This is a genomic window from Haladaptatus sp. HS23 (genome assembly GCF_056892285.1).
Map to the genome: position 1 here is coordinate 1 of NZ_JBXGLH010000031.1, position 22,950 is coordinate 22,950.

Sequence of the window (22,950 nt, forward strand, 5' to 3'; positions counted from 1 at the left end):
GACGGAAATATCGTCAAGATGGTCCATTAGAACACTCAACGTTATCCGGGCAGAAATTTCTAACGGCTACTATAGCTGTTGCTGGAGGCGATGGTACTCTTCATGAGGTGGTGCAAGGGCTCGCTGAAGTAGATGCCCTTGACTCGGTAACACTTGGGGTGCTCCCGGTCGGAACGAAAAATATCTTTGCGACAAATATTGGTATTACAGATATCGACCAAGGGTTCGAAGTTCTCAAAACAGGAAAGAGACGTTCTATCGATATTGGTTTCGCCGACGATGAACCATTCGTGCTGTCGTGTATTGCTGGTTTGACTGCCGAAGCTAGTTTAGCAACCTCTAGTGAATTGAAAGAGCGCTTTGGCCCGCTTGCATTTATTATTGCGGGCATTCGGGAAGCGACAGAATTTGAGAGCCTTCATCTCAACCTCACGGCGATTTTGGATGAGAAAGAAGCGACATGGTCGGGAGACGCATTGTGTGTCCTTATTGGGAACACCCGCCGTTTTGCAAAGGAGGGAGGTCAGGCAAATGTCGAAGATGGTCTCTTTGAAGTTGTGATCATCGAGCAGATGCCCCCCACTGATATCGCTGCCGAAGTAATGAGTCATCGATTGCTCGGCGAAGACACCGAGCATGTGCATCACCTACAAGCGCGTCAAGTAGAGGTCAGACGGTTAGATCGTAAGCCGATCAGATTTAGTCTCGATGGTGAACAGCAGACTCATGATGAGCTATTGTTGCGTACTCATCCGCAAGCACTTACAGTCTGTATTGGTTCAACGTATACGCCTGTTCCCAGAGAGTAATCTCTGTTTTCACTGGCAGTACTGAAAACCTCGTTTGAGTATGTATGCTATTGGGTAACTATGTCGAGTGGGCACTGTCTAGTTAAGCGATTTTGTTGTAGAGTGGCGTTTCAACGTCTCTACCGAGAGTGGCTAACGAATCTCGTTGTCTCATCATGACTAGGTTTTCGGTGAAGCAATCGAATTCAGTCTTCTCATGATGCAGCCGATCTCACTTTCAAGAATCAGTCACTTACGGGTAGTGTATAAAACGCCGTCAATCGTACCGTTGTCGCTTGATTTTCCTTATCTAGACAGTGCCTGGTTTACTATCTTGTGTGGGCCGTTACTCGCGATTCGAACGGTATCTCTCTTAAACCTCCTCGACTACTCGCTGTCGTTCTCGTCTCGCACGAACTTCATTGATCGAGTCATTCGAGACAAGACGATCGACTTTCTGTTCGAACTCTCGCTCTGTGATTTCACCATTCACATATTGTTGCTTCAGGTTTGCAAGGGCTTGTTCAGCCTGTTCTTCTGCCGATGGTTCCGGTGGTTTGAGCGTGTCCGATAGACCGATAGGCTGGAGCGGCGAGTATTTGTGTTCGAGATGCTCAACGAGGTTACCGAGTCGGGTGCTTCGGGGGAGTGATGCATTCTGGGTGATCGTCCAGAGAGCACCAACACTGGAGAGCGTGAATATCGCGACGAGGACGGCGACGGTAATGATTGTCGGGACTGCGATGTTGAGGAGGCTCTCGACGATTGGGGTTCCACTTACCATCCCGATATAGACGACGAGTCCGAGATATCCGACAACGACGAGTAACAGTCCTCCTGAGAGGAGCGCACCCAACATGGATGCCCACAACCACTTGTTTTTGTGAAGGGCCATTGCGTAGTCAGTAGTGTGTGTACAACGTTGTATATTTGATGTTCTTGCTGTCTTCAGGATGGCTAGTCAGCACTTTCCAGGTTCTTCGGTCCTCTACCGATTGCGTTACGGATGTTCATGGTAGTATGCTCGATAAGCTCTTGAACGCTCTCACGACGCTTGATGAACAATCCGACACCGACCACTAGGTAAATCCCGGTATAGATGTAGAGGATGAGTATACTGAGATTTGCAGTCGTAGGCTCCGTGGTGGTTTGAATCACGTAGAATTCTGCGACGACCTGCGAGAAGAACAGCAAGAGTAGTGCTATGGCCTCACGGGTACTGATCTCGAAGTTCGTCAAAATAGCAAGTGCAAAGAGACTCTGAGCGGCAGTGATCCAAATTTCGGCGGCCTGTTTCTGATCGAAGACGAGCGTCCCGATGTGACCAGCAGCAATAGAGTACACGACCGCAAGCGTGCCAATGAGCAGTGTCCACTGATTGAGCTTCGAAGAAATCAATGCGTTGAAACCGGCCGTCGAGCGGGCTTTATTCACGAGATAGGCGACGACGATGAGTTCAGGGCTCTCGCTTGCAAGCGGTGCGAGCCATTGAATCATGAAGAATGCTGGAACTCCGAGAGAAGTTCCGAGTTCCTCAAGGCCTGATGCGAACGGGTGAACCGCTTCAAAGATGATCAGTCCAGAGTACGCGAATAAGAAGAGGACGATAGCAATACGCCGACCCTTGGAATACTCCTGAAGATATGCTGGGACACCAACGTGCGCCTCGTTTTCTTCGACGTCACCACGAATGATGATTCCGATGTAAACCACATATAGCCCCACGAGAAATAGGGTGTCGACAATACCGATACCACCGCCAAGCGGGACGAAAAATGCGTATATCGTCGCCGCGAGCAGGAATGTAATCTCGAGCGAGATTCCGCGATCGATTTTGACGGCGTCTTTGAACAACCCAGCACGTTGATTGACTGCAGAATCGCCGGAACGCTTTGCCCGATAGATTGTAAACAAGGCGATACCCGACCACCCGATTCCGATAAGGATACGGTTCGCTCCGGTCATGTTCGCGATCGCAAGGTTAGCCGCCTCGCTCGGGCCGGGATTGGTTCCTGCTTGCCAGGCGTACAGCGCGTCGACAGCGTATTCAGGCGCGACGGCAAGCACCGCTAATACAGCAATCGCAAAGGCGGTTGGAACGTCTTTTTCAGCGGTTTCAGCGGCCCAGGCAAGCAGAAATGCAGCACCGAGAATGGCAAGACCCCCGACGAGAACTGCTAATGCGGGAGTAATATTTGTGTGTGGATTCTCCGGGGTAGATGCTGGATCGAGGTGATAGCCGTTCAGTACGAATAATCCGACGAAGGGCATCGTCAGGAGCAAAGCGGCAGCGACGGCAGCAAGTGGATGACTCAGGTAGTCACGCATTGATCTGATAATTAAAGCGAACCCATCTACCTTTTCTTTTGTGGCATCGTTTAGGTTCGTGTACAACGTGCGATACAGATCCTGGTTTTACCGATGCATGTCTCCACAGCGTGCTCCAAGAAGGTTGTTAGCAAAAACAGGTACAAATTGATCTTACTGTTCCGCTTCCTGAGAAACATTACTCTGTCTCAAAGTCGTTTGTCTTTGCTGAGTGTATTGTTTCTTCATCTCAGTTATACCCATCTCCATCTGACAGGGCTGTTGGCTGCTGGTTTGTCTTTTTGTACAATCCTCGGTACCGGTTGAGCTTCCGATAGAGCAAATAGCCGAAAAACCCGTCATACACGATTACGAACCCGATGTACGCCATCATGTGTGGGACAGCAGGAACGACCGTGGAAATCAGTCCTGGCACGACCCCGACGAGTGTATTGTACGTGGCATGGATGAACGCCGCAATGAGTAGTCCCTTAACGACGATTGGCCCGGAATTTTCACGGTTGAACTTTGCCAGCCCGAGATAGTACCCTGCGAACGCAGAGTAGATGACGTGGCCAGGTCCGGCGAACAGTCGAACGACTGCAGTTTCCCCAGCTCGTAACAAGATGTCGGGACTTGAGGACTTGAGAACTTCTTGGCTGATATAGATTGCGTTCTCGATAGTCGCAAACCCAAGGCCAGCCATCGCACCGTAAACTGCTCCGTCGATTACGGCGTTGAACTTGTCGCTTCTGTAGGCAAATAGTCGAACAGCCAACCACTTTACCGTCTCTTCAACGGGAGCAACGATGAGATAGAAGAAAATCACCATTCCAACGACGGGGATCTGGCTGAAGATTGGTTCCGTATAGGAGTTGAAAATCGCTGCAAATCCAGCGAATAGTAAGCCGAGGAGGAATGTACCAACAAGTATCGGAAGTGGCTCTGACATCGTTACGTCTGCGTACCAGAGATAAACTGCGAACGCGAATGCAGGGACGATAGAGAGGAGAGCGAACAGTCCAATCCATGGATTCGTTAGCGCAGCTAACCCGCCTAAGGCAACCTGGACGAGAAGAATCGCCAAAGCGAGTAGGATTACAACTGCTCGCCCTGTTGTGACGATTGCTCCGTACGATTTTGTAGCAACCCAGTCAAGACGCGATCGTTGCGCCCACGTCGCGATACCGTAGAGATCGACTGAATCGTCTGTTTTTCGACTTACTGGATCTCCCTTCTTCTCCATAATATCTATCCTCTCACAGGTAGGGGATAAAATAGTTCGGAGTATTGTACTATTTTGAATAAATAGTCTTTTTGATGTAGGGCATGTACCAACGGCACACTTTTCGTCGGTACTGCGACCATATAAGTGGCAGTGGACTCCATAGTACCCCCCTCGCGATCGATGCGGAGTTCGTGGTATAGTTACCGCCATGTTGTCCCTTTCTTGATCCTGATGCCGAGGAAATTAGCCGCTATTTTGGGTGTTTGGTCGGTGTTTCGCTAACCGTTTTCAAATCCGATCTGTGAAGTTCTATCCGTCCTCACCTCCATTGCCGCCTCCTTCGCCGTTTTCTTCTCCACCTCCATCTTCACCATTTTCCCCTCCTTGTCCTCCTTCGCCATTTTCGCCTCCTTCTCCACCTTCACCGCCTCCGCCAAATCGCGCACAGCCAGAGAGGCTGCCAATGAGCAATCCGGTTGCACTAAGCAGTTGACGCCGAGTAGTCATACTTAGCGCTATGCGTGTGATCGTAGTAAATCGGTTGGCATGACAGCAAAAAAATCAACCCTATATAGTCTTCTGAGTGAAATAGGAACTCCCGCTCTAGGCTAATATCTAGCTATTATCTGTTTGGCGGACACGTGGAATGCCTGGTGCCCCATCGACTATCCAGAGCAGGAATGCCAGAAGGTAGGGAATCGAGTAAATCGCAAGAAAAATAAAATGTTCTGGAGTCAGCATTTCATCGAAGAACTCACTAAAGACCCGATTAACTCGTCCGAACAGTGATGTTTCATGCCCGTATGGTGGAAGAGTGACGATCGGCCAGAGTAGTCGATCACTTGGCGTCACACCAGATTTTGGAACTGCCAAGATTGCATCCCCGAGAAGATGTGACCAGTAGCCAACAGTGAACGCAACGCCAAGCTTGAATCGGCTTTTAATGGTCGCTACTCCGAGAACAAGAAGTCCAACCGGTATCGCAATCAAGATTGAATGGGCGACTGAATATCCCTGCGGAAAAAGGTGTAGTCCCCACGACAATGTTTTATCCACGAGATCCGGCAATTGAGTGCCAAATAATACTGCGAGGACGACTCCGAACCCCGCTGGTGGTTTGCGTGTTACAAGCCGGTGCCCGAGTGAATATAGGACGTATCCAAAGGCGGCATGCCCCCACGGCATCATAGTTTGGTCACCATCTGAGGCCCACAGGAATCCTGTAATCGATCGGTGCTGAAAGCGACTATGGTATTGGTATTATTTGGAGGACTCATCACGAGCGAGTAGCAATTCCAGCCCCAAAGCCCATGCTATTCATCCGACCGAATATTCTCCTCATATCACTATTGGAATTTTATTTGATAGTCGTCTTGATGATTCCTGTCGCTGTCGAAGCGTCTCGAGATATTGGTGGCAATCCGTTCGCGTTTATTCTTGCAGTCACCTTTGCTGCATCAACGGCATTCATTACGCCTGTTGGATACCAAACGAACCTGTTTGTGTATGGCCCGGGTGGGTACAAATTCACAGACTATGTAAGAGTTGGAGCTCCGCTTCAGCTTCTGCTTTCAATCGTGACTATTCTCGGGATTACGTTCTTTTGGGGAGTTAGTGCGCCAATCTAACGAACGGAGGTCTTTGAGGAGTTTCGTTCTCACGCGTTGCCAACGAAGCACGCCGTCGTATCCATTCGACTGGACTAAAGAATACCCAGCAAATATCACAACCGTTGTTAGCGGAAATTCTCGAGACACATATCCTAGTGACTAGTAACACGATCGGCGATCCTACTGTCTTCGAAAGTAAGTCATGAATCCCGGTACGCATTTTGAATTCATTAAGCCTTGTGCATAACTACAACAGATAATACCACACTTGGTGGTTAATCCTGATTCGGATCTTGTGCTTTGATGCAGCATGAACCGACGAAAACTCCTACAATCGATAGGTGTAGTCGCGGCAGGTATCTCGCTCGCCGGGTGTACTGGCGGATTAACTGGCGACTCGAATGAACAGGACAAGGGCGATGAACCAGTTAATACCGAAAATCCCGGATGGTTCGATATTGACTCTAATATTTTGGAAGAAAAGATGGGTCAAGAGGTGATGATCACTCAGTCTTCACTCCTTAGAACCTCCGACAATTTCGGTGTCTTTTTCACCGTAAAAAACAAGCACGGGGCACCACTGAGTAATGTAACTGCTCACGCCCGGTTAAAAGACCAGAATGATGAGATCATTGATGACTTTGAGACGACTCTTGCCGAGATTGAATCCATTGATGATCTCGCCCCGAACGAAATGTGGCGTGGTGAAATCATCTTTGAAGATACTAACCCAGATATATTCTTCAATGAAGTTGTTGCATATGATGTTTGGGCGACTGCTCAAGCTGAGCAGACAGTAACCAATTCTTCTACTAACAAATCAGCTAACAACACAACAAAGGGTAATAACAAGACCGGTAGCAAGAATAGCTCGTTGTAGCCCACTCCTCAAGATTATCAAACGCAGTTATTGATCGTTCCGACCGTTGAACCGTCTCGAAGAGCTGGCGGCCTGCATTCTAGCCAAACGAATCGAGGAAGTCACTGGCTATTCAAGACGGCTTTAGCACGTTGTACATAGGTGTTCTTCGACCAACTTCGTGCCGTACTCATTTCATCGAGTAACGACTCCGCATCAGCTGGTGATACAATCTCGTTTCGCACGAGGGCAACAAGCAGCATCGGCGTGGTCACAAGCCGAGTATCAACGAGTGACGCATGGATGAGGGCAAGCCGATTGAACTCGTCACACAGAAACTGCGTCGCGTTGAGTTTGTTCGTGAGTGTCACGGCGGCGTTCTCGCCATCATCTAGTGGGAATGACTCATCGAGGTCAACAGCTCGTTCGTCAAAGTCCTCCCGCCGATCGAGAACCTGTTTTGCGCCGTGTCCCGATGCATCATCATACGCTGCTGTCTCCTCTAACTCATCGAAAACCAGCGTTGGAACGATGATCGTGTGGGTAGCAAGGAGATGGTCGAGTGGGTTCCACGTGTGATCGGCGACCGTGCCGAGGCTCATAAGAGCAGATGTGTCTGCGACAACCTGCATCTACGAATCAGCGAGCTCCTCGGCGGTCTCGTCAATGAATTCGTCCTCGAGCTGCTCTTTGAGAATCCGGAAGTTGGCGGCTTCTTCGTGACCAACAAGTTCCTTCAACTCCGTGAATGTAATATCGCCCCCGTAGAATGCCTCCGCGATTTCCTGTTTGAGTTCGTCGTTGTGTGCGGCATCGCGAAGATAGTTCCGGAGTGCCGAGAGAATGACTGTCGTCCGGTCTGTCTCTAAGACGGTGGCGAGCGTATCCGTCTGCTGGACAAGCCGCTCGGGAGCACGGAATTGAACTCGCTTTTTCTCGCCTGTATCCGAACTCATGTGTGTACATTGTGAGCCGAGCGGGAAAACTCTGTTGTCGCATTCCATCACGGGAGTCCCGCCTACCAGCCATGCCGACCACAGCCGCGGTGGCCGGTACAACCTTTCCCCCTCCCGCTGGTTTCTAGCCGATCGATGCCGACCGATGCAACTGCCGTACTCACCAGTAGCCATACGGTCGGCGACGTCCCTGTCGAAAACAGAGACTCAATTATACCGTTGTAATAGAGGGAATCGCGAGCGCGATCCCCTCCATTTCGCAGAAATAGACGCACTCCACCGTAACCAACTGACTACTACCACCATGTTTCACCGGCTGTGCGGTGTGAATCTCGGGTGGTGGTGTGGTTCGAGCGGGGGTTCTGTGAACCCCCGTTATTACAACACTATAATCAGCGCCCTCCGTTCCCTCCCGCGTTAGCTTCGTGGGCGCGCATCCACCCGGCGAGATCAGGGTGCGCGAATGTGATCTCGATGTGGTGGCCACCGACACCCATCGCGTCGTTGATCGACAACGTCCGTGACTCTTTGTAGGTTACGCCGGGCACACGTTCGGCCATCTCCTCCATCTCCCGGTAGCCATCGTTCTTGTACGCACAGCCGTAATGCGTCGCAACTTCCCGATACCCGAGTCGTGCGACCATCACATCGTTTGTCTTGGCGACGTTCTTCGCGTGCTCGAGGACATTCAGGTACTTGTCTTCGACTTGCTGGCTCTCGGAGCGTTTCTCGCGGAAGTTGACGAGTTCGGTGTTCTGTTCCGAACGCTGCACAATCTCGAAGAGCTGGCGACCTGCATTCGAGGCTTCTGCGGCGAGGTTTGGCGATTCGTCGTCAACACTTTCTTCAGTCTCGTAATCACGTACGAGATTGATCAGCCGAGATACCGACGTTCGCACTCAGCAGCACGATCCATCGTTCCTAATTCGTCGAAAAGCAGCTCCAGAAAACTTCGACCCCGGTGAAATATTAGAAATGGTGCGGGAGGTCTTGGTAATATAAGCGTGGGAGATGACCGATCGAGATGTCCTCAAAGACGGGGAGTTCCTCCGCATTCAAATAGATGGTCTACATATAGTGCAGTCGTGGCAGTTTCGTTCGACCTCTTCGGGACGCTCGTCGAAGTCACACCGCCAGATGACCCTGCACGGGCTGTTGCGACTGCACTCTCCGAGCGAGATGTTTCCATCCCGTCTGACTGGAAGCATGTCTATACAACCCCTCATCTCGATGTTTCCCCGGGTGCAGAACTCTCGCTCGTCGACCACGTGAAAGTGGGACTGGAGAGTCGCAACAGAGACGTCTCACGCTCGGTCGTTCGAGCAGCACTCCTTGATGCGTTCAAAACTCCGACTCGAACACGAACAGGGGCTCAAATTGCTGTTACCGTCGCAGAAAGATGTGGACCGATCGGAATCCTCTCGAACTGTAGCGTCCCGGGACTCGTCCAACATACTCTTTCTCAGTCCGATCTTAACCCGGACGTTTTCGATGCCGTCGTCAGTAGCGTTGAGTGTGGATGGCGGAAACCGGATGAACGTGCGTTTCGCGAAATCTCTGCTCGTCTCGGGGTTCCACTTTCGAAACTCACGCACATCGGTGATGATCCAGAAACGGATGGAGGGGCAACCGACGCGGGAGCCACCGTGATTCTACTCGATGACGTCACACTGAGCGACATTTCGAGGGAAATGGAGTGCCCCGAATGACTCTCTATGGCGTCCTCGCGGTCACGATCGCGCTCTTACTAGATTGGTTCTTCATGGAACCACCGACGCGGGTGCATCCCGTCGTCTGGTTCGGGAAAGTGATTGCTGCGACTGACCGAGAATGGTCATATCCTCGACAGACCGGCCTCCTAATCGCATTGGGGCTGCCCGCAATAGCTGCCATCGGTGTCGGTGTCCTCGTTCAGATAGCCCTCGCAGTGCATCCATTCGTCGCTACCGTTCTTGCTGGCATCGTGCTGTTCACGACAACGAGCCTGCGGATGCTTCTCGAAACTGCGACCGACGTGACGGAATTGACCGAGACGAATATCGAGGCTGCCAGAAAGGAGGTACGAGCGCTTGCAGGGCGCGACGCGTCGTCATTCTCACCGGGAAGAGTTCGAAGCGCGGTTGCCGAAAGCCTCTCTGAGAACTTGGCCGATGGTCTCGTGGCATCTCTGTTCGTCTTCGCCATCTGTGCTCCCATTTCGCTTCCGTTGGCCGCTGCTGTGTCGACGTGGGTGAAAGCAGTTAACACGCTTGACTCCATGTTGGGTTATCGGTCGAAACCTGTCGGCTGGGCGAGTGCGCGACTCGACGATGCGGTGATGTGGATTCCAGCACGACTCAGCGCCGTACTCATCGCGGTCGCCAGTCTCGGAATTGGTTCCCTTTCAGATGCTCGTTCGTGGGCCCACGAACCCCCGTCGCCGAACTCCGGGTGGCCGATGGCGACCCTTGCCGCAGCACTCAACACCCGTTTCGAAAAGCCGGGCGTTTATACGCTCAATCCCTGCGCATACCTCCCAACCGCTGCTGATGTGAGACAGGGAGTGGGTGTCGTTCGGCGGGCGAGCCTTCTCGCGTACATCATCGCGGGGGTGGTCGCGTGGTTCTGACGGCGGTTCGTGGTGCGCTCGGATTTTTGAGCCGGCTTCCGGTAGGACACGACGAAGGCGCATGGGAAGCGTTTCGGCGCAGTTCGGTCGCATTTCCCTTGGCAGGATACGTTATCGGTGTGCTCCTTGCCGTTCCGCTCCTGCTCCCTCTTCCCACGTCTGTCGATGCCACATTGTTCCTCGTGACTGTGTACGGGCTCACGGGCATCAATCACATCGACGGACTGGCCGATCTCGGCGACGCGGCCGCGGTACACGGAGCGGAGAAACGCCGTACTGTGATGAAAGATACAGATGTTGGCGTCGGTGCTCTTCTCGCCGTTGCCCTCCTCGTTGCTGGACTTTCGCTTGCCGCGGTCGGATTAGTCGCGCTTCCGCTCGAAGCCATCGTCGCCATCGTGGTCACTGCGGAGGTGAGTGCGAAACTCGGGATGGCGGAGTTGGCAGCGTTCGGGTCGCCTGCACACGAGGGATTGGGCTCACAACTCATCGACCAGACTCCACGCGGATTCGTCGTCGCGGTCATCGTCTCGGTTCCGACACTAGCTTTTTCGTGGCCCCCACTAGTGGGTATCGTAATGATAGGTACCAGTCTGCTCACTACTGCCGTCATTGGTCGGTGGGCACGATCGTGGCTCGGCGGCGTCAGCGGCGACGTGTTCGGGGCGACAAACGAACTCTCCCGACTAGTTGCGCTTCACGTGGGGGTGGTCATGTGGACGCTCTTTTGATGTGCGGCGGCAAAGGAACACGACTCGACGCATCCGTCGAAAAGCCAATGTTCGAGATTAACGGAGTACCGATGGTAGACCGCGTCTGCACCGCCGTCGCTGAGAGCCGAATCGATGATGTTCATGCAGTTGTCTCTCCAAACACTCCAGAAACGCGGTGTCACCTCGACTCGCGTGCGCTATCCATTATCGATGCGCCCGGGGACGGGTATGTCGAAGACCTCTCGTACGCACTCGAATGCGTCGAATTGCCGATTCTCACTATTGTGTCAGACCTCCCGCTCCTCGCTGGAGAGTGTATCGACAGGGTTCTTTCCGTATACGACCGCGGTTCGTTCACAGTCTGTGAACCCGTCGCCCTCAAGCAGCAGTTGGGAGTAGGAACCGACACGACGTTCGAGCACGATGGACGGGAACTTGCTCCGACCGGACTCAACATCGTAGGCAACGAAGATGCCGAAACCACGTATATTACTTACGATGCACGTCTCGCTGTCAACGTGAACCGACAGACCGACGCGGCCGTGGCGGAGGCATTCATATGAGGTTCGTCCTCGCTGCGGGAACGACACGTACTGCCGAAATCGACGGAATTAGTGCCGCCGGTGCAGCCCCGGATCTGATGGCACATACGCCGAGTGCAGACGTCGAAATCGTTGAATACGGACGGCCGGTTCGGGCGCCGATCGTGCCAGTCAGTCCAAGCGGCTGTCCGACACCTGCGGTCATAACGCGTGCCGTTCGGGAACGACTCGGGTTCGAGCTAACCGTTATCGATGCCGGGTTGATACGCCCGACGAGTACCCCGACGGTTTCGGTTGGTGCACAAGGAGGCGAAGACGTTCGAGAGACGGAGCCGGTTCCACGTGCACAGGAAATCTATGAGGAAGCACAACGGTTTGGCGCCGCGATTCCCGACGATTCAGTCATGATCGGCGAGACGATTCCTGGCGGGACAACCACTGCTTTGGGAGTTCTCACGGCATTGGATGAAGATATCACCGTTTCGTCGTCACTTCCGGACAACCCACTTCGCCTCAAACGAAACGTCGTCTCGGAGGCATTAGCCGCAAGCGACATCGATCGTGGCGAAGCGGCCGGTGATCCGATTCTCGCAGTGAACAGCATGGGTGACCCGGTCCTCGCCACAGTGGCAGGATTCACTGTTGGTGCCCTCGAATCTGGAACCGACGTAACACTCGCTGGTGGAACACAAATGCTCGCGGCGGCGGCGCTTGTTCGCCACGCAGGAATCGACGACCCGGTTGAATTGGCAACGACATCATTCGTCGCCAACGACGAGACAGTCGCACTCTCCCGAGCGTGTGAAAGGCTCGATATCGACCTCGAAGTCACCGACCCCGGATTCGACGAGGACGACCACGTCTCGATGCAGCGATACGTCGATGGGGAAGGCAAAGAGGGTGTTGGAATGGGTGGTGCGCTCGCGCTCGCTGACCGAGCAGGTGTCGATATGGATTCGATCCGAGACAGCGTTATCGAAGTGTACGACCGACTCAACGGTGACGCAGATGGACTGTGACGCCATCGACACCGTCGAACGCGTTCCCCACGGGAGTTCTGACGACCCGGATATGCTCGATTTCAGTGCCAATATCAACCCGCGAATTCCGACCGGCGTGGAAGCCGTGTATCGTGACGCACTTGAGTTATCCGGAACGTATCCGTCGGACGACTACCCCGAGTATCGGGCAGCGGCGGGAAACTACGTCGGCTGTACACCTGAGAAGGTAGTTCCGACGCCGGGAGGCCTTGCCGCGATTCGCCTGACCATCGAAACGACAGTTTCGGCGGGCGATTCGGCACTCGTTCCGTTCCCCAGTTTCGGCGAGTATCATCGTGAAGTACGCCTCCAAGGTGCGACCCCCAAATTCGTTCCCCATGACCGCATTCTCGAAACGGACCCGGCCGACCACGCGCTCGTCATCGTCTGTAATCCGAACAATCCGACCGGCGAACTATACGATGCCGACGAACTCCGACGGTACGCGGACCGATGCCGAGATGCCGGAACACCGTTGCTCGTGGACGAGGCGTTTCTCGGCTTCACCGGACAGGAATCGATGGCGGGACGGCCGGGCGTTGTCGTCGCTCGCTCGCTGACGAAGCTGTTCGGTTTGCCGGGCTTGCGTGCTGGCTTCGCGGTCACGACGGGTCCCGTCCAGAAGCGACTCGAAACCGCCCGTCGTCCGTGGACGGTCGGCACTCCCGCTACTGCCGTTGGGACGTATAGTATGGGATGTGCCGAGTTTATCGCCAAAACCCGTGAACGTATCCAACACGAGCGCAGCAGAATGCGCGAAGCACTCACCGGTTCGTTCGATGTCCATCCCTCGGAGGCTCCGTTCCTGTTGTTGGACGTCGGTGAGCGCGACTCCAACGAAATCGTTCGGACCGCCCGTAAGCGGGGTGTCGCTGTCCGCGATGCAACGACGTTCCGCGGTCTCAATTCACATCTTCGAGTGGCAGTACGCTTGCCGGACGAAAACGACCGCCTGTTGGACGTGCTCGACGATGTTTGAGACGACTATTCGGAACGACGTGCTTCGACTAGCTCGCCCCGAAACTAGATGGCTCAGTAGCGGTTGGGACGGTGGATTCACCGATGCGAACGCCGCCTACAATATCTCGGTTCCGGAGGGATTCGAGCGGACGGACTTGGACGCCTACATCGACGAACGCCGGACAGAGGTGGGGTTCGACCGTTCCGGTCCGGCACTCCTCACTGGAGTCGACCTCCGACACGCTTTCGGGGCACGATGCGGGTCGGTCGAAGCTGTCGTCACTGCCGGTATCTCGAATCCTGCAGCGCTTCCTATCGACTCGAACACCGGAACAAAGCCCCTCACTGATGCCGTGGATGAAGGCTCGGACGTTGGAACCGTGAACGTCATTTTGGGAACGTCCCACGCCCTCGACGATGGGAGTCTCGCGACGCTGTTGTCCGTTGCCGTCGAAGCGAAAACAGCAACGTTACTCGCCGATACGGGGTTTCCTGGTACGACGACGGACGCGGTTATCGCTGCGTGTGACCCGAACGGAGAAGGGGAGACCTTTGCTGGAAGCGGGACGCCGATCGGCGCAGCAGCGAGGGTGTGCGTCCGCGACGCTGTCCAAGCGAGCCTGCGATCGCGCTATGCGACACGGGCGATTCCGTCGTCAGTCGAGGAGGCAGAATATGGCGTCACAACCGCAGTGCAATCCGAAACGTTTCGCCTTTAAAATCGACTATCCGTATTGGTTTTCTCTCACCGCCATCGGCGGACGAAAAGTAGCGTACCGATCATCGCGATGCCAGCGCTGGTTACACCGAATCCCGGTTGTCCGTTCGATTCTGTCGTCGTTGTTTTTTCGCTGGTGGCAGAAGCGTTTGTTGTCTCTGTGGTGGTCTCGGACGTAGTAGTAGTGTTCGTGTTGGTCGCGTTCGCTGCCGCATATGCATCCGGATGGAACTGTTTTGTGAGGTTCGTAATAGCATAGACTACTCGCGGTGCGGGTTGGTTCATGTACTCGATGGGAACCACGACCGTCCGGTTTTTCCGCACCGCAGTTAGGTTCCGGTATCCAGCTTCGTCTGGAACGGCCGGGTCTTGTTCGTTGAGGACGATCCAATCGGGGTCCTGCTTTACAACGACTTCCTTGCTGATCTGTTTGTACCCCGAGATGCCGACCTTTGCGGCGACATTATCGCCACCAGCAGTTTGGATGATTTCGTCGATGAACGTCCCTTTGCCGGAAGTGTATCCGTAAAAGAGATAGAGGACGTCCGGCTGTTGCTCTCCTTCGACTGCCTTCCGGACGGTATCGAGACGGTCCTTCATCCACGAGACGGTTTTCTCCGCGCCTCCACATTCGCCGACAAGGGTGCCGGTGACGGTGGTATCGCGGTAAACGTCCTCGATAGAGGTTGCACTTCGATACGAGTACACCGTCAGTCCCGCCTCACGGAGTTTTTTTACAGTCTCCTTCGAGACGGTGTTGGGTGCGAGAACGAGATCCGGTTCGAGCGAGACCACCTTTTCCACGTTGACGAACGACTCTCCGGTACCGGACACGTTCGCTTTTTTCTCCGCTCCTTTCAGGTAGTTCGCATACTGAGTTACGCCAACAACCTTGTCCTTTGCCCCGATTTCCCACATAATCTGTGCGGCGCTCGGTGAGAGCGTGACGACTCGTTGTGGCTCTTCGGTGAGCGAGACCTTCGTCCCGGTCGCATCTGTCTTGCTTACAGGAAATGAACAGCTCGATTGCTGGGTCCCTGCCGCCGTCGCTGCAGGAGGGACGCCAATCATTGCTACGAGCAAAAGACCGATCAGTAGTAGCTTCTGTCGCATGTAACCGCTCTTCGAACGTATCCAATAAATATTTATCTAACACAATCTCACTTTCATACCCTGGGCTAGCTCCAGCCTCATCCGGGAAAACCTCCCTGATTTACCAACCGACAGTGCAACGTTGGAACTTGCAGCACAAACCACCAGAGATCATGGCTCGAAAATGAATGGATTCGTCATCGCTGGGACGGCATCTGGCGTCGGGAAAACCGTTGCAACGCTCACAGTTATTCGCGCTCTCGAAGCAACGGGTCAGACAGTTCAACCCGCAAAAGTAGGTCCGGACTTCATCGACCCGAGTCATCACGCCGCTATTGCGGGGCGACCCTCTCGCACACTCGATACGTGGCTCGAAGGGGAAGACGGGATACGACGAAATTACGACCGTGGAAATGGCGACGTTTGCGTCGTCGAAGGTGTGATGGGACTCTACGACGGGGACCAGTCGAGCACAGCACGAGTCGCGGACGTCCTGGACCTTCCGGTCGTGCTCGTCGTCGATGCCAGTGCCGGAATGGAAAGCGTCGCCGCGACTGCGCTCGGGTTTCGAGAGTACGCCGAACGAGTGGGTCAAGATATCGATGTCGCCGGTATCATTGCCCAACGCGCTCATGGCGGACGTCACGAACGAGGAATCCGCAATGCGCTCCCGGATGGGTTGGAATATTTCGGTCGAATTCCACCGATATCCGGCCTCGAAATTCCCGACCGCCACCTCGGACTGCAGATGGGTGACGAACGCACAGTGGATACCGGCGCGCTCGATGAAGCTGCTGTACACGTTCGTGCGAACCGGCTGTTAGATATCGCTCGTGAGCCCCCTCGCCTACCGGTGCAGGAACCGAATCCTGCTCGAAATCGCCGTGTTGCAGTCGCTCAAGATGCAGCATTTCGCTTCATCTATCCTGCTGTCATGGAACGACTTCAAGCCCGGACCGAGGTTGTGACGTTCGCACCGACGGCGGGTGATGACCTTCCCGACTGCGACGGTGTCTATCTTCCCGGCGGTTATCCGGAACTCCATGCAGAACGACTCGCCGACAGCCCGTCGCTTTCGACGCTTTCGGACCGAGCGAGCGATGGTCTGCCGATTCTCGGTGAGTGTGGCGGTCTAATGATTTTGGCTGAATCACTCACCACGACGAACGAGCAAACCTATTCGATGGCGGGAGTCCTCCCTGCCGACGTTCGAATGCACGACCGATACCAAGCACTTGATCACGTCGAACTCCGTGCCCGCACGGAGTCGTTGGGCATCGATAGCGGGACGACGATCCAGGGACACGAATTTCATTATTCGAGCGCGGACGTCGCGTCCGATGCCACCTTCGCCTTCGACGTGAGACGAGGGACTGGTATCGGCGGGGGACATGACGGATTGACGGAGTTCGAGACAGTCGGCACGTACTGTCACGCTCACGCCGCGAGTGGCGCGTTCGATGCCTTTATCGATTCATTATAACCATGTCAGAAAACGATTCCAATTCCACCGAGACGGACCGTAACGAACAGCTGAAACAAACGCCCGGTAAGGGGCGGACACCGACGTCCCGACCTATCGAACCCGATGCTCCCGACGAGTTTGGCCTTGTTCAACTCTGGTGGGGAGATGGTAAGGGAAAGACCACTGCCGCACTGGGGATGGGCTTTCGCGCCGCGGGACACGGGTATCGCGTTCACATGCTCCAGTTCATGAAGGGTGGCGCGTCAAGCGTCGAAGACGTTCGTGGGGAGTACAACGCCATCGAGCACTTTCCCGGATTCACGTACGAAAACACGGGGAACTACGGATGGCATGGATTCCTCGACGGGTCGGACGACGACGAGCACGTCGCCAAAGCCAAGGCCGGATTTGCCCGGGCTGAAGAACTCGTCCACGCCGCGGGCGAAGTGTCGCTCGATGAACCGCTTTCATTCGACGGGTCGCCCGAAGATGGAGTTCACATGCTGATTCTGGACGAAATCCTCTATGCGGTGAACCGAGAGCTGATCGACCAAGAATCGCTCATCGAGCTTATCGAATCCAAGCCGGATAATTTGGAGTTGGTTCTTACGGGCGGACACCTGAAACCCGAGTATCTCTACGACCATGCGAACCTGGTCACCAACGTCAGGAAGGAAAAACATCCCATCGACGATGGACAGCGCGCCCGCAAAGGAACCGAGTACTGATGACGGAGACGGTGCTCGTCGCGGGGACGGAAAGCCACGTCGGAAAGAGCACCGTTGCTGCGGGATTGTGCCGACTTCTTGCCCGACGAGGCGTGTCGGTCGCGCCGTTCAAAGCACAAAACATGAGCAACAACGCTCGGGTGGCCGTTGCCCCCGACGGAGAATGGAGCGAAATCGGCGTATCACAGTACGTACAGGCACGAGCGGCTCGAATTCCGGCGACGACAGATATGAATCCCGTTCTGCTCAAACCATGCGGGAATGGCGAAAGCCAACTCATACTTCAAGGGAAAGCCGTCGAGAACGTTGCTGCTGGAGCGTACTACGAGTCACAGTGGGAGCGGGCCAGAGGTGCTGCTGTCGAATCCTACGAACGATTAGCAGCGCACCACGATGTTATCGTTGCCGAAGGAGCCGGCAGCATCGCTGAAATCAATCTTCAGCATCGAGATCTCGCGAACGTAGAGACCGCACGGTTTGCGGACGCGTCGATCCTCCTGCTCGTAAATATTGAACGTGGTGGAGCGTTCGCCAGTCTGTACGGAACGTTGGAACTCATGTCCGATGATGTTCGTGACCGTGTTCAAGGAGCGATCATTACGAAATTCCGTGGAGATGAGACGCTGTTGGATCCTGGTATCGAAGCGATCGAAGATCGAACGGGGGTTCCGATTCTCGGCGTGTTGCCGTATGATGATCCTGGTCTCCCGGAGGAGGACAGTGTTTCGCTGCCACAGCAAGAGAAGATGGCGATTTTCGGTGACGATGACGGCGTCCCAGACTCGCATGCTATCACGATCGGTGTTCCACGGTTACCACACATCTCGAATTTCACCGATCTCGAACCACTAGCGAATGAACCTGGTGTCCGTGTTGCATATCTTCCACTTCACTCTGGTCTCGACAGCGTCGATGCTGTTGTGCTTCCCGGTTCGAAGAACACCGTCGATGATTTGCTTGCTCTACGGAACGCAGGGTTCGACGAGCAGTTAGCGACTTTCTCCGGTCCTATCGTCGGACTCTGTGGTGGTTATCAGATGCTTGGCGAACGAATCACGAACGCCGCACTCGAAGGTACCGACGAACACGATGTCGTGCGTGGTTTCGATTTGCTTCCCGTCGAAACGCGGTTTACGACTGAAAAACACGTTGAGCGAGTAACTCGAACACTAAACCCAATTGGGTTGCTGTCCGAAGCGGAAGGGACGGTTCGCGGATACGAGATTCACATGGGCCAAACCTCCGCAACCCGTCCGGTCGAGCAACCGATTGGTGAGGGGAGTACCGCGATAGATTCTGTCCTCGGAACGTACCTCCACGGCCTCTTTAAAAACGAGAACGCTCGAACTGCACTCGTGAAGGCAGTGTTCCAGTCTGCGGGTAAACCATACCTCGATGAAAGAGATTCGCTTCAGTCTCCCTACGATGCTGCTGCTGATCTTCTCATGGCAAACATCTCTACATTATTTCAGGAATTTGTCGGTATCGATTGGCAGGCACTTTCTAGATAAGGAAAACCAAGCGGCAGCGGTACGATTGGCGTGGTTTTCGCACTGTTCGTAAGCGACTGATTCTTGATAATGAGGTCGGCTGCACCGTGAGACGACGAGATTCGACTGCTTCGTCGAAAACCTAGTCGTGATGAGACGAAGTGATTAGTTAGCCACTCACAGTGGAGACGGTGAAACGCCACTCTACAACAGAATCGCTTAACTAGACAGTGCCCTTGGCGACGAGTGACTTGGCGCTGACGCAAATTCATCTGTCAACGATATCCACAAATCACAGAAGACGAATCATACACATTTGTGGTCCTGTTGAAACCCTCAACAACTGATACGAATCGGGTGCTGAATAGAGGGCGCGTATCAGCTATGAGAATCTTCTCGACTTCAAGTTACATACAGACGAGATAGATATCACGACTGTACGAAACGCCTGCACTCAATCCCTGACGGTTATCCGGACTGACCCGACTTCTTGGCCTTGAGAAAGTTATCGCGGAGGTATTCTAACTCGTCGAACCCATAACTTCTTAGAAGCTCCTCGATTTCCTGTTTACTACTTCCTAGACGTTCTAATGGCTGGTCGTGGGTTACGATGTATACCAGCCGCGTCGTTGGCGACGAAAAGGCCGTTGAACCGCCACGGAGTAGATTAATTTCTTCGCCAACGATGTCGGACATGATAACGGTAGGCGATGGGATACTATCATCCCTAATGACGCTATCGAGCGTTCGAACTGATGTTTCTTTCCCCTGCCCCGAATGACGAACTTCGCCCATCCCACCCGGCGTATCGTGTTGAGTGTCGAACGCTATCGTCCCATCTGAGTTTGAGATGGCACAATCCATAACGAGGGCGTCAGTCCCATTTAATTCAAGGTTCGTCTCTAGTCTCTCTCGTGTCTGGGGATGAGGTTCGAAACAGACGATACCTATCTCAGGGTACCTTCGACCGATTACACAGCTGTTGAGGCCAATGTGAGCACCAATATCGAAGAAGACATCTTCTTTATCCATTTCGGAAAACATGTCCTCAAATATCTCATCATAGATTCCGACATCGTCGGGACGAAATCGGCGTTCTTTCTCTGGTGCCACACGGAAATGCACGTCGACGCCGCAGATCGTCGTTTGTACGGGTTTATCGAACGGCTGCTCTTCATCTCGGTCCATGGCTTTGATAAGCAGATAGTAGGGGATACGCGATATAACGATACGGCTCTGATACCAACTACATGATAACCTCGCACATCTACTTAATGGCTGTTTCGCCACAGACAACCTGAAGGGGGCGATGAACGTCAATGCGGTGTGAATCTCGTGTGGTGGCTTGGTTCGAAAGGGGGTTCTGCGAACCCCCGTGAGTACAACGCTCTAATCAGCGCCCTCCGTTCCCTCCCGCGTTTGGCTTCGTGTGCTCGCATCCACCCGGCTACGTCGGGATAGGCGAACGTAATCTCGATGTGATGCCCGCCAACGCCCATTGCATCGTCCATTGACAACGTTCGCGACGCCTTGTAGGTCACGCCGGGTACACGCTCGACCATTTCCTCCATCACCCGATAGCCGTCGTTTGTGTACGCACAGCCGTAGTGGGTCGCGACCTCTCGATAGCCTAATCGTGTGACCAACACGTTGTTCGTCTGTGCGACGTTCTTCGCGTGCTCAAAGCGATCATTTAGTATCAGATCGCCTGATTGCCTTTCGTTCAACGTTATTGACAGATAACGCGATTTCTGTAATGGTTTACTACGTTCCCTTCAGTCATCGTATCGGTGTTCATCAAACTCATAGAGATTAGTCTCGATCGACTCGTATTCATCCCTGTTTGGTGAGCGTGGGTTGTGACGCGTGATTGCATAAAAAAGCAATCCGAGCCCAACCGCCAGTAAGATGTTTTCTCCGGATTGGAGAAGCAGCCGTTGGTGGGCGTTCAAGTGGTAGTCACGACGGATCAGCAGTCGATACACAGGGCTAGCGAGCCCACCTAGAACGATGAATCCAAAACCGAGAGTAGAATATCGATATGATGTAGTATGAGGATTTTGATAATAGGCAAGAAGACTCAATGCTAGCAAGATACTCCCACTAACGAATAATAGTGCATTGGACAGAATGAATGTCCACAACTCTGGTGATCTAGCCATGATAGGGGTCGCTCCAGGATGTTGGCCAGCCAAAGGGATCATCCGTATTCTTGCTCGTGTTTATATACGTGGTTAACAATCCCTCGAAGAACTCATCCAACCTCTCAACGAATCGGCTGTTTGGTCTCTGAATCAATGTAATTAGTTCTTCGAGCCCAGTGTGCTTCGTGTAAGCGGCTCGCTTCGTTTCGGAATTGTACTCGATGATATTGGCATCGTCAAGCTTCGGCAGGTGAATGTGAGACAGTGCAATCAAGAGTTCATTCACGGCTTCCTGAGTGGGCTCTGTGTCGCTCTGCTCCCATTGAAGAATTTCTCGCGCAAGCGCTGTTTTCGACATCGATGTCTGGGTATCTCGAAGGATAGCGATGAGAAGCCGTCGGTGTGTGTTTGACAGTCCAGACAGTGCTTCGTCTACTTCGGTACTCTTCATCTCAAGGAGCCGCTGAAACTGGGAGTCTTCGAATGCAGCATGATCTGTTGTCGTTATGCTTCCTTCCTCTCGATTCCAACTGATGAGGCCACTATCTTCTAACAGTGGCAGGTGTGTGTGGTAGAGACCCGTACGAATCTCCTGTGCTTTCTCGGGAAGGATGTCCGCGCCTGGGATTTCCTCTTCGCTTCTCGCAAGCGTGAGTGCGAGCTCTTGTTCGGATAGTGGTGCAGTTTCGTTATTCAGGGTTGCGAGGATTGCCCGTCGACGGCGGGTTCCGACTGCAATAAACATCGGCCTATGCTTCTTTCGTTCGTTTACGCGATACGTGGTATCCATTAGTCCATTTCTATTTTTTGGAGTCGATATAGGTCCAGGGGCTAAATGCAGAGCGTTCTTGTGGTGAGTACCGTGGTTGGTAGACTATTAGGGAGTGAGAACTGTCTGGATCTCTAATCCCCAAGTCGCGATCGACCTTGGACGTATCGTGGGGTCAAACCGGTCATTATCACGGCAACGATCAGCGTAAAACACTGCTGGAAATGAACCGGTCCATCGAGCTGTGAGAAATCTCACTGATGAAAAACCGAGTCATTTTTGATGTATAATTCTGATCGGTGGTGTACAGAACTAGTCAACTAGTTTCTTAAGCATCGCTCCAGTTTACCGAGTCGTCAAGAACAGCACGTAGAATAATCCCTTGCGATATCAGGGCTCCTGTTCTTGTGGGAGGAACTAATGAAAACGGAGTCAACCCCAATCGGGAATGTGACATCAACGGATAATACATCTCGTTCACTCACCAACCAAATCCTCACTGCAATTGCAGAATCCACCGAGCAATCAATAGAGGATCTCGGACCGCTGTACGATGCGATTGATCCGGAGGCACTTGATGCACTCTTTGCGCCGAGAGCGGATGGGTCGCCGCGTCCAGTTGGCAAAGTCTCGTTTCAGTATGCAGGCTACTGGGTGACTGTGTCAAGTGAGGGTGCTGTTGAGCTTGACTCCGAAGAGCGATAGATGCACAACGGATTAGAGTGAGCGGCGATGCTTCGCATGCTATGGACCGCAGCATTCGCTACTATCTGTCCATAGCTTCGATCAAACCGCGTCTACGTTGGCTACCCAGAGAAAATAAAACTGCTCAGAGCGAACACCAGACGAATCGATGGCAACTATAGTAGCCGTTAGAAGTAGCTACTCACTTTTGGGACCGAAAGTTGCTCGAGAGCAGTGTCAATCGCTGTT

The 22,950-nt window shown here is 53.5% G+C and carries 25 protein-coding genes and 1 pseudogene; 14 read left to right on the top strand and 12 right to left on the bottom strand.

Going from position 1 to position 22,950, the window contains the following annotated elements; all coding sequences use genetic code 11:
- Window positions 1–809 (top strand): diacylglycerol/lipid kinase family protein (locus AC1XDK_RS29730; RefSeq protein WP_483353641.1); only part of this gene is annotated, 809 nt, incomplete at its 5' end.
- Between the two features lie 352 nt (window positions 810–1,161).
- Here the strand turns inward: AC1XDK_RS29730 and AC1XDK_RS29735 are convergent.
- The 5 genes from AC1XDK_RS29735 to AC1XDK_RS29755 all read right to left on the bottom strand — a co-directional run bounded on the left by AC1XDK_RS29735 (window position 1,162) and on the right by AC1XDK_RS29755 (window position 5,511).
- Window positions 1,162–1,683 (bottom strand): SHOCT domain-containing protein, encoded by a 522-nt coding sequence (locus tag AC1XDK_RS29735; RefSeq protein WP_483353642.1) that lies wholly within the window; start codon window positions 1,681–1,683, stop codon window positions 1,162–1,164.
- A gap of 62 nt (window positions 1,684–1,745) precedes the next feature.
- The gene (locus AC1XDK_RS29740; protein WP_483353643.1) at window positions 1,746–3,116 is read right to left on the bottom strand and encodes a sodium:calcium antiporter; all 1,371 of its coding nucleotides are present in this window, start codon (window positions 3,114–3,116) and stop codon (window positions 1,746–1,748) included.
- Window positions 3,117–3,345: 229 nt separating this feature from the next.
- Window positions 3,346–4,341 carry a PrsW family intramembrane metalloprotease gene (locus AC1XDK_RS29745; protein WP_483353644.1) on the bottom strand — a complete coding sequence of 332 codons (996 nt, stop codon included), beginning with the start codon at window positions 4,339–4,341 and terminating at the stop codon, window positions 3,346–3,348.
- Window positions 4,342–4,601: 260 nt separating this feature from the next.
- Window positions 4,602–4,742 carry a hypothetical protein gene (locus AC1XDK_RS29750; RefSeq protein WP_483353645.1) on the bottom strand — a complete coding sequence of 47 codons (141 nt, stop codon included), beginning with the start codon at window positions 4,740–4,742 and terminating at the stop codon, window positions 4,602–4,604.
- Between the two features lie 196 nt (window positions 4,743–4,938).
- Entirely contained in the window at window positions 4,939–5,511 is a 573-nt protein-coding gene (locus tag AC1XDK_RS29755; protein WP_483353646.1) for a metal-dependent hydrolase, read from the bottom strand.
- A gap of 179 nt (window positions 5,512–5,690) precedes the next feature.
- Between AC1XDK_RS29755 and AC1XDK_RS29760 the strand changes: the two are divergent.
- Together AC1XDK_RS29760 and AC1XDK_RS29765 are read left to right on the top strand one after the other, a co-directional pair.
- Window positions 5,691–5,951, top strand: a pseudogene (locus tag AC1XDK_RS29760) (anion permease); the annotation flags it as partial.
- A 292-nt stretch (window positions 5,952–6,243) separates the two neighbouring features.
- Window positions 6,244–6,813 (top strand): hypothetical protein, encoded by a 570-nt coding sequence (locus AC1XDK_RS29765; RefSeq protein ID WP_483353647.1) that lies wholly within the window; start codon window positions 6,244–6,246, stop codon window positions 6,811–6,813.
- A 101-nt stretch (window positions 6,814–6,914) separates the two neighbouring features.
- Here AC1XDK_RS29765 and AC1XDK_RS29770 read toward each other — a convergent pair whose 3' ends face one another.
- The 3 genes from AC1XDK_RS29770 to AC1XDK_RS29780 all read right to left on the bottom strand — a co-directional run bounded on the left by AC1XDK_RS29770 (window position 6,915) and on the right by AC1XDK_RS29780 (window position 8,521).
- The gene (locus AC1XDK_RS29770) at window positions 6,915–7,424 is read right to left on the bottom strand and encodes a PIN domain-containing protein (protein WP_483353648.1); all 510 of its coding nucleotides are present in this window, start codon (window positions 7,422–7,424) and stop codon (window positions 6,915–6,917) included.
- Complete coding sequence (locus AC1XDK_RS29775; protein ID WP_483353649.1) at window positions 7,425–7,748, bottom strand: hypothetical protein; 324 nt, start codon at window positions 7,746–7,748, stop codon at window positions 7,425–7,427.
- Window positions 7,749–8,140: 392 nt separating this feature from the next.
- On the bottom strand, window positions 8,141–8,521 hold the full coding sequence (locus tag AC1XDK_RS29780; protein WP_483353650.1) for a hypothetical protein: 381 nt from the start codon (window positions 8,519–8,521) through the stop codon (window positions 8,141–8,143).
- Window positions 8,522–8,833: 312 nt separating this feature from the next.
- On the opposite strand from AC1XDK_RS29780, the gene AC1XDK_RS29785 reads away from it, so the two are divergent.
- Genes AC1XDK_RS29785 through AC1XDK_RS29815 form a run of 7 tightly spaced genes read left to right on the top strand, consistent with a single transcriptional unit; the run spans window position 8,834 to window position 14,330 of the window.
- A complete protein-coding gene (locus AC1XDK_RS29785) occupies window positions 8,834–9,457 on the top strand; it encodes an HAD family hydrolase (protein ID WP_483353651.1) in 624 nt (207 codons plus the stop codon).
- A complete protein-coding gene (gene cbiB, locus AC1XDK_RS29790) occupies window positions 9,454–10,356 on the top strand; it encodes an adenosylcobinamide-phosphate synthase CbiB (RefSeq protein ID WP_483353652.1) in 903 nt (300 codons plus the stop codon). Before AC1XDK_RS29785 ends, cbiB begins: the two co-directional genes overlap by 4 nt.
- Window positions 10,347–11,087, top strand: a complete 741-nt coding sequence (gene cobS, locus AC1XDK_RS29795; protein WP_483353653.1) for an adenosylcobinamide-GDP ribazoletransferase — start codon at window positions 10,347–10,349, stop codon at window positions 11,085–11,087. Before cbiB ends, cobS begins: the two co-directional genes overlap by 10 nt.
- A gap of 47 nt (window positions 11,088–11,134) precedes the next feature.
- The gene (locus tag AC1XDK_RS29800; protein WP_483353664.1) at window positions 11,135–11,632 is read left to right on the top strand and encodes an NTP transferase domain-containing protein; all 498 of its coding nucleotides are present in this window, start codon (window positions 11,135–11,137) and stop codon (window positions 11,630–11,632) included.
- Window positions 11,629–12,630 (top strand): nicotinate mononucleotide-dependent phosphoribosyltransferase CobT, encoded by a 1,002-nt coding sequence (gene cobT, locus AC1XDK_RS29805; protein WP_483353654.1) that lies wholly within the window; start codon window positions 11,629–11,631, stop codon window positions 12,628–12,630. The genes AC1XDK_RS29800 and cobT overlap by 4 nt, the downstream gene beginning before the upstream one ends.
- Entirely contained in the window at window positions 12,620–13,630 is a 1,011-nt protein-coding gene (locus AC1XDK_RS29810) for a threonine-phosphate decarboxylase (RefSeq protein WP_483353665.1), read from the top strand. Before cobT ends, AC1XDK_RS29810 begins: the two co-directional genes overlap by 11 nt.
- Window positions 13,623–14,330 carry an adenosylcobinamide amidohydrolase gene (locus AC1XDK_RS29815; protein WP_483353655.1) on the top strand — a complete coding sequence of 236 codons (708 nt, stop codon included), beginning with the start codon at window positions 13,623–13,625 and terminating at the stop codon, window positions 14,328–14,330. Before AC1XDK_RS29810 ends, AC1XDK_RS29815 begins: the two co-directional genes overlap by 8 nt.
- A 26-nt stretch (window positions 14,331–14,356) precedes the next feature.
- Here the strand turns inward: AC1XDK_RS29815 and AC1XDK_RS29820 are convergent, their stop codons facing one another.
- A complete protein-coding gene (locus tag AC1XDK_RS29820; protein WP_483353656.1) occupies window positions 14,357–15,442 on the bottom strand; it encodes a PGF-CTERM-anchored ABC transporter substrate-binding protein in 1,086 nt (361 codons plus the stop codon).
- A 163-nt stretch (window positions 15,443–15,605) separates the two neighbouring features.
- On the opposite strand from AC1XDK_RS29820, the gene AC1XDK_RS29825 reads away from it, so the two are divergent.
- The 3 genes from AC1XDK_RS29825 to AC1XDK_RS29835 are packed head-to-tail and all read left to right on the top strand — an operon-like array spanning window position 15,606 to window position 19,125.
- A complete protein-coding gene (locus tag AC1XDK_RS29825; RefSeq protein ID WP_483353657.1) occupies window positions 15,606–16,904 on the top strand; it encodes a cobyrinic acid a,c-diamide synthase in 1,299 nt (432 codons plus the stop codon).
- Between the two features lie 2 nt (window positions 16,905–16,906).
- The gene (locus AC1XDK_RS29830) at window positions 16,907–17,614 is read left to right on the top strand and encodes a cob(I)yrinic acid a,c-diamide adenosyltransferase (RefSeq protein ID WP_483353658.1); all 708 of its coding nucleotides are present in this window, start codon (window positions 16,907–16,909) and stop codon (window positions 17,612–17,614) included.
- Window positions 17,614–19,125 carry a cobyric acid synthase gene (locus AC1XDK_RS29835; protein WP_483353659.1) on the top strand — a complete coding sequence of 504 codons (1,512 nt, stop codon included), beginning with the start codon at window positions 17,614–17,616 and terminating at the stop codon, window positions 19,123–19,125. Before AC1XDK_RS29830 ends, AC1XDK_RS29835 begins: the two co-directional genes overlap by 1 nt.
- Before the next feature lie 447 nt (window positions 19,126–19,572).
- Here the strand turns inward: AC1XDK_RS29835 and AC1XDK_RS29840 are convergent, their stop codons facing one another.
- From AC1XDK_RS29840 to AC1XDK_RS29850, 3 genes are all read right to left on the bottom strand, one after another.
- A complete protein-coding gene (locus AC1XDK_RS29840; protein ID WP_483353660.1) occupies window positions 19,573–20,292 on the bottom strand; it encodes an FkbM family methyltransferase in 720 nt (239 codons plus the stop codon).
- A 128-nt stretch (window positions 20,293–20,420) separates the two neighbouring features.
- Complete coding sequence (locus AC1XDK_RS29845) at window positions 20,421–20,831, bottom strand: hypothetical protein (RefSeq protein WP_483353661.1); 411 nt, start codon at window positions 20,829–20,831, stop codon at window positions 20,421–20,423.
- 427 nt (window positions 20,832–21,258) lie between these two features.
- Entirely contained in the window at window positions 21,259–22,038 is a 780-nt protein-coding gene (locus AC1XDK_RS29850; protein WP_483353662.1) for a DUF7344 domain-containing protein, read from the bottom strand.
- Window positions 22,039–22,437: 399 nt separating this feature from the next.
- Here AC1XDK_RS29850 and ddfA point away from each other — a divergent pair, with 399 nt between their 5' ends.
- Entirely contained in the window at window positions 22,438–22,722 is a 285-nt protein-coding gene (gene ddfA / locus AC1XDK_RS29855; RefSeq protein WP_483353663.1) for a DdfA family disk-determining factor, read from the top strand.
- Window positions 22,723–22,950: the final 228 nt, after the last annotated feature.

Bases quoted from the DNA above. Each gene is read 5' to 3' on its own strand.
- AC1XDK_RS29735 (WP_483353642.1), bottom strand. From the start codon at position 1,683: ATGGCCCTTCACAAAAACAAGTGGTTGTGGGCATCCATGTTGGGTGCG.
- AC1XDK_RS29740 (WP_483353643.1), bottom strand. From the start codon at position 3,116: ATGCGTGACTACCTGAGTCATCCACTTGCTGCCGTCGCTGCCGCTTTG.
- AC1XDK_RS29745 (WP_483353644.1), bottom strand. From the start codon at position 4,341: ATGGAGAAGAAGGGAGATCCAGTAAGTCGAAAAACAGACGATTCAGTC.
- AC1XDK_RS29755 (WP_483353646.1), bottom strand. From the start codon at position 5,511: ATGATGCCGTGGGGGCATGCCGCCTTTGGATACGTCCTATATTCACTC.
- AC1XDK_RS29765 (WP_483353647.1), top strand. From the start codon at position 6,244: ATGAACCGACGAAAACTCCTACAATCGATAGGTGTAGTCGCGGCAGGT.
- AC1XDK_RS29770 (WP_483353648.1), bottom strand. From the start codon at position 7,424: ATGCAGGTTGTCGCAGACACATCTGCTCTTATGAGCCTCGGCACGGTC.
- AC1XDK_RS29775 (WP_483353649.1), bottom strand. From the start codon at position 7,748: ATGAGTTCGGATACAGGCGAGAAAAAGCGAGTTCAATTCCGTGCTCCC.
- cbiB (WP_483353652.1), top strand. From the start codon at position 9,454: ATGACTCTCTATGGCGTCCTCGCGGTCACGATCGCGCTCTTACTAGAT.
- AC1XDK_RS29800 (WP_483353664.1), top strand. From the start codon at position 11,135: ATGTTCGAGATTAACGGAGTACCGATGGTAGACCGCGTCTGCACCGCC.
- cobT (WP_483353654.1), top strand. From the start codon at position 11,629: ATGAGGTTCGTCCTCGCTGCGGGAACGACACGTACTGCCGAAATCGAC.
- AC1XDK_RS29810 (WP_483353665.1), top strand. From the start codon at position 12,620: ATGGACTGTGACGCCATCGACACCGTCGAACGCGTTCCCCACGGGAGT.
- AC1XDK_RS29815 (WP_483353655.1), top strand. From the start codon at position 13,623: ATGTTTGAGACGACTATTCGGAACGACGTGCTTCGACTAGCTCGCCCC.
- AC1XDK_RS29820 (WP_483353656.1), bottom strand. From the start codon at position 15,442: ATGCGACAGAAGCTACTACTGATCGGTCTTTTGCTCGTAGCAATGATT.
- AC1XDK_RS29825 (WP_483353657.1), top strand. From the start codon at position 15,606: ATGAATGGATTCGTCATCGCTGGGACGGCATCTGGCGTCGGGAAAACC.
- AC1XDK_RS29830 (WP_483353658.1), top strand. From the start codon at position 16,907: ATGTCAGAAAACGATTCCAATTCCACCGAGACGGACCGTAACGAACAG.
- AC1XDK_RS29835 (WP_483353659.1), top strand. From the start codon at position 17,614: ATGACGGAGACGGTGCTCGTCGCGGGGACGGAAAGCCACGTCGGAAAG.
- AC1XDK_RS29840 (WP_483353660.1), bottom strand. From the start codon at position 20,292: ATGGACCGAGATGAAGAGCAGCCGTTCGATAAACCCGTACAAACGACG.
- AC1XDK_RS29850 (WP_483353662.1), bottom strand. From the start codon at position 22,038: ATGGATACCACGTATCGCGTAAACGAACGAAAGAAGCATAGGCCGATG.
- ddfA (WP_483353663.1), top strand. From the start codon at position 22,438: ATGAAAACGGAGTCAACCCCAATCGGGAATGTGACATCAACGGATAAT.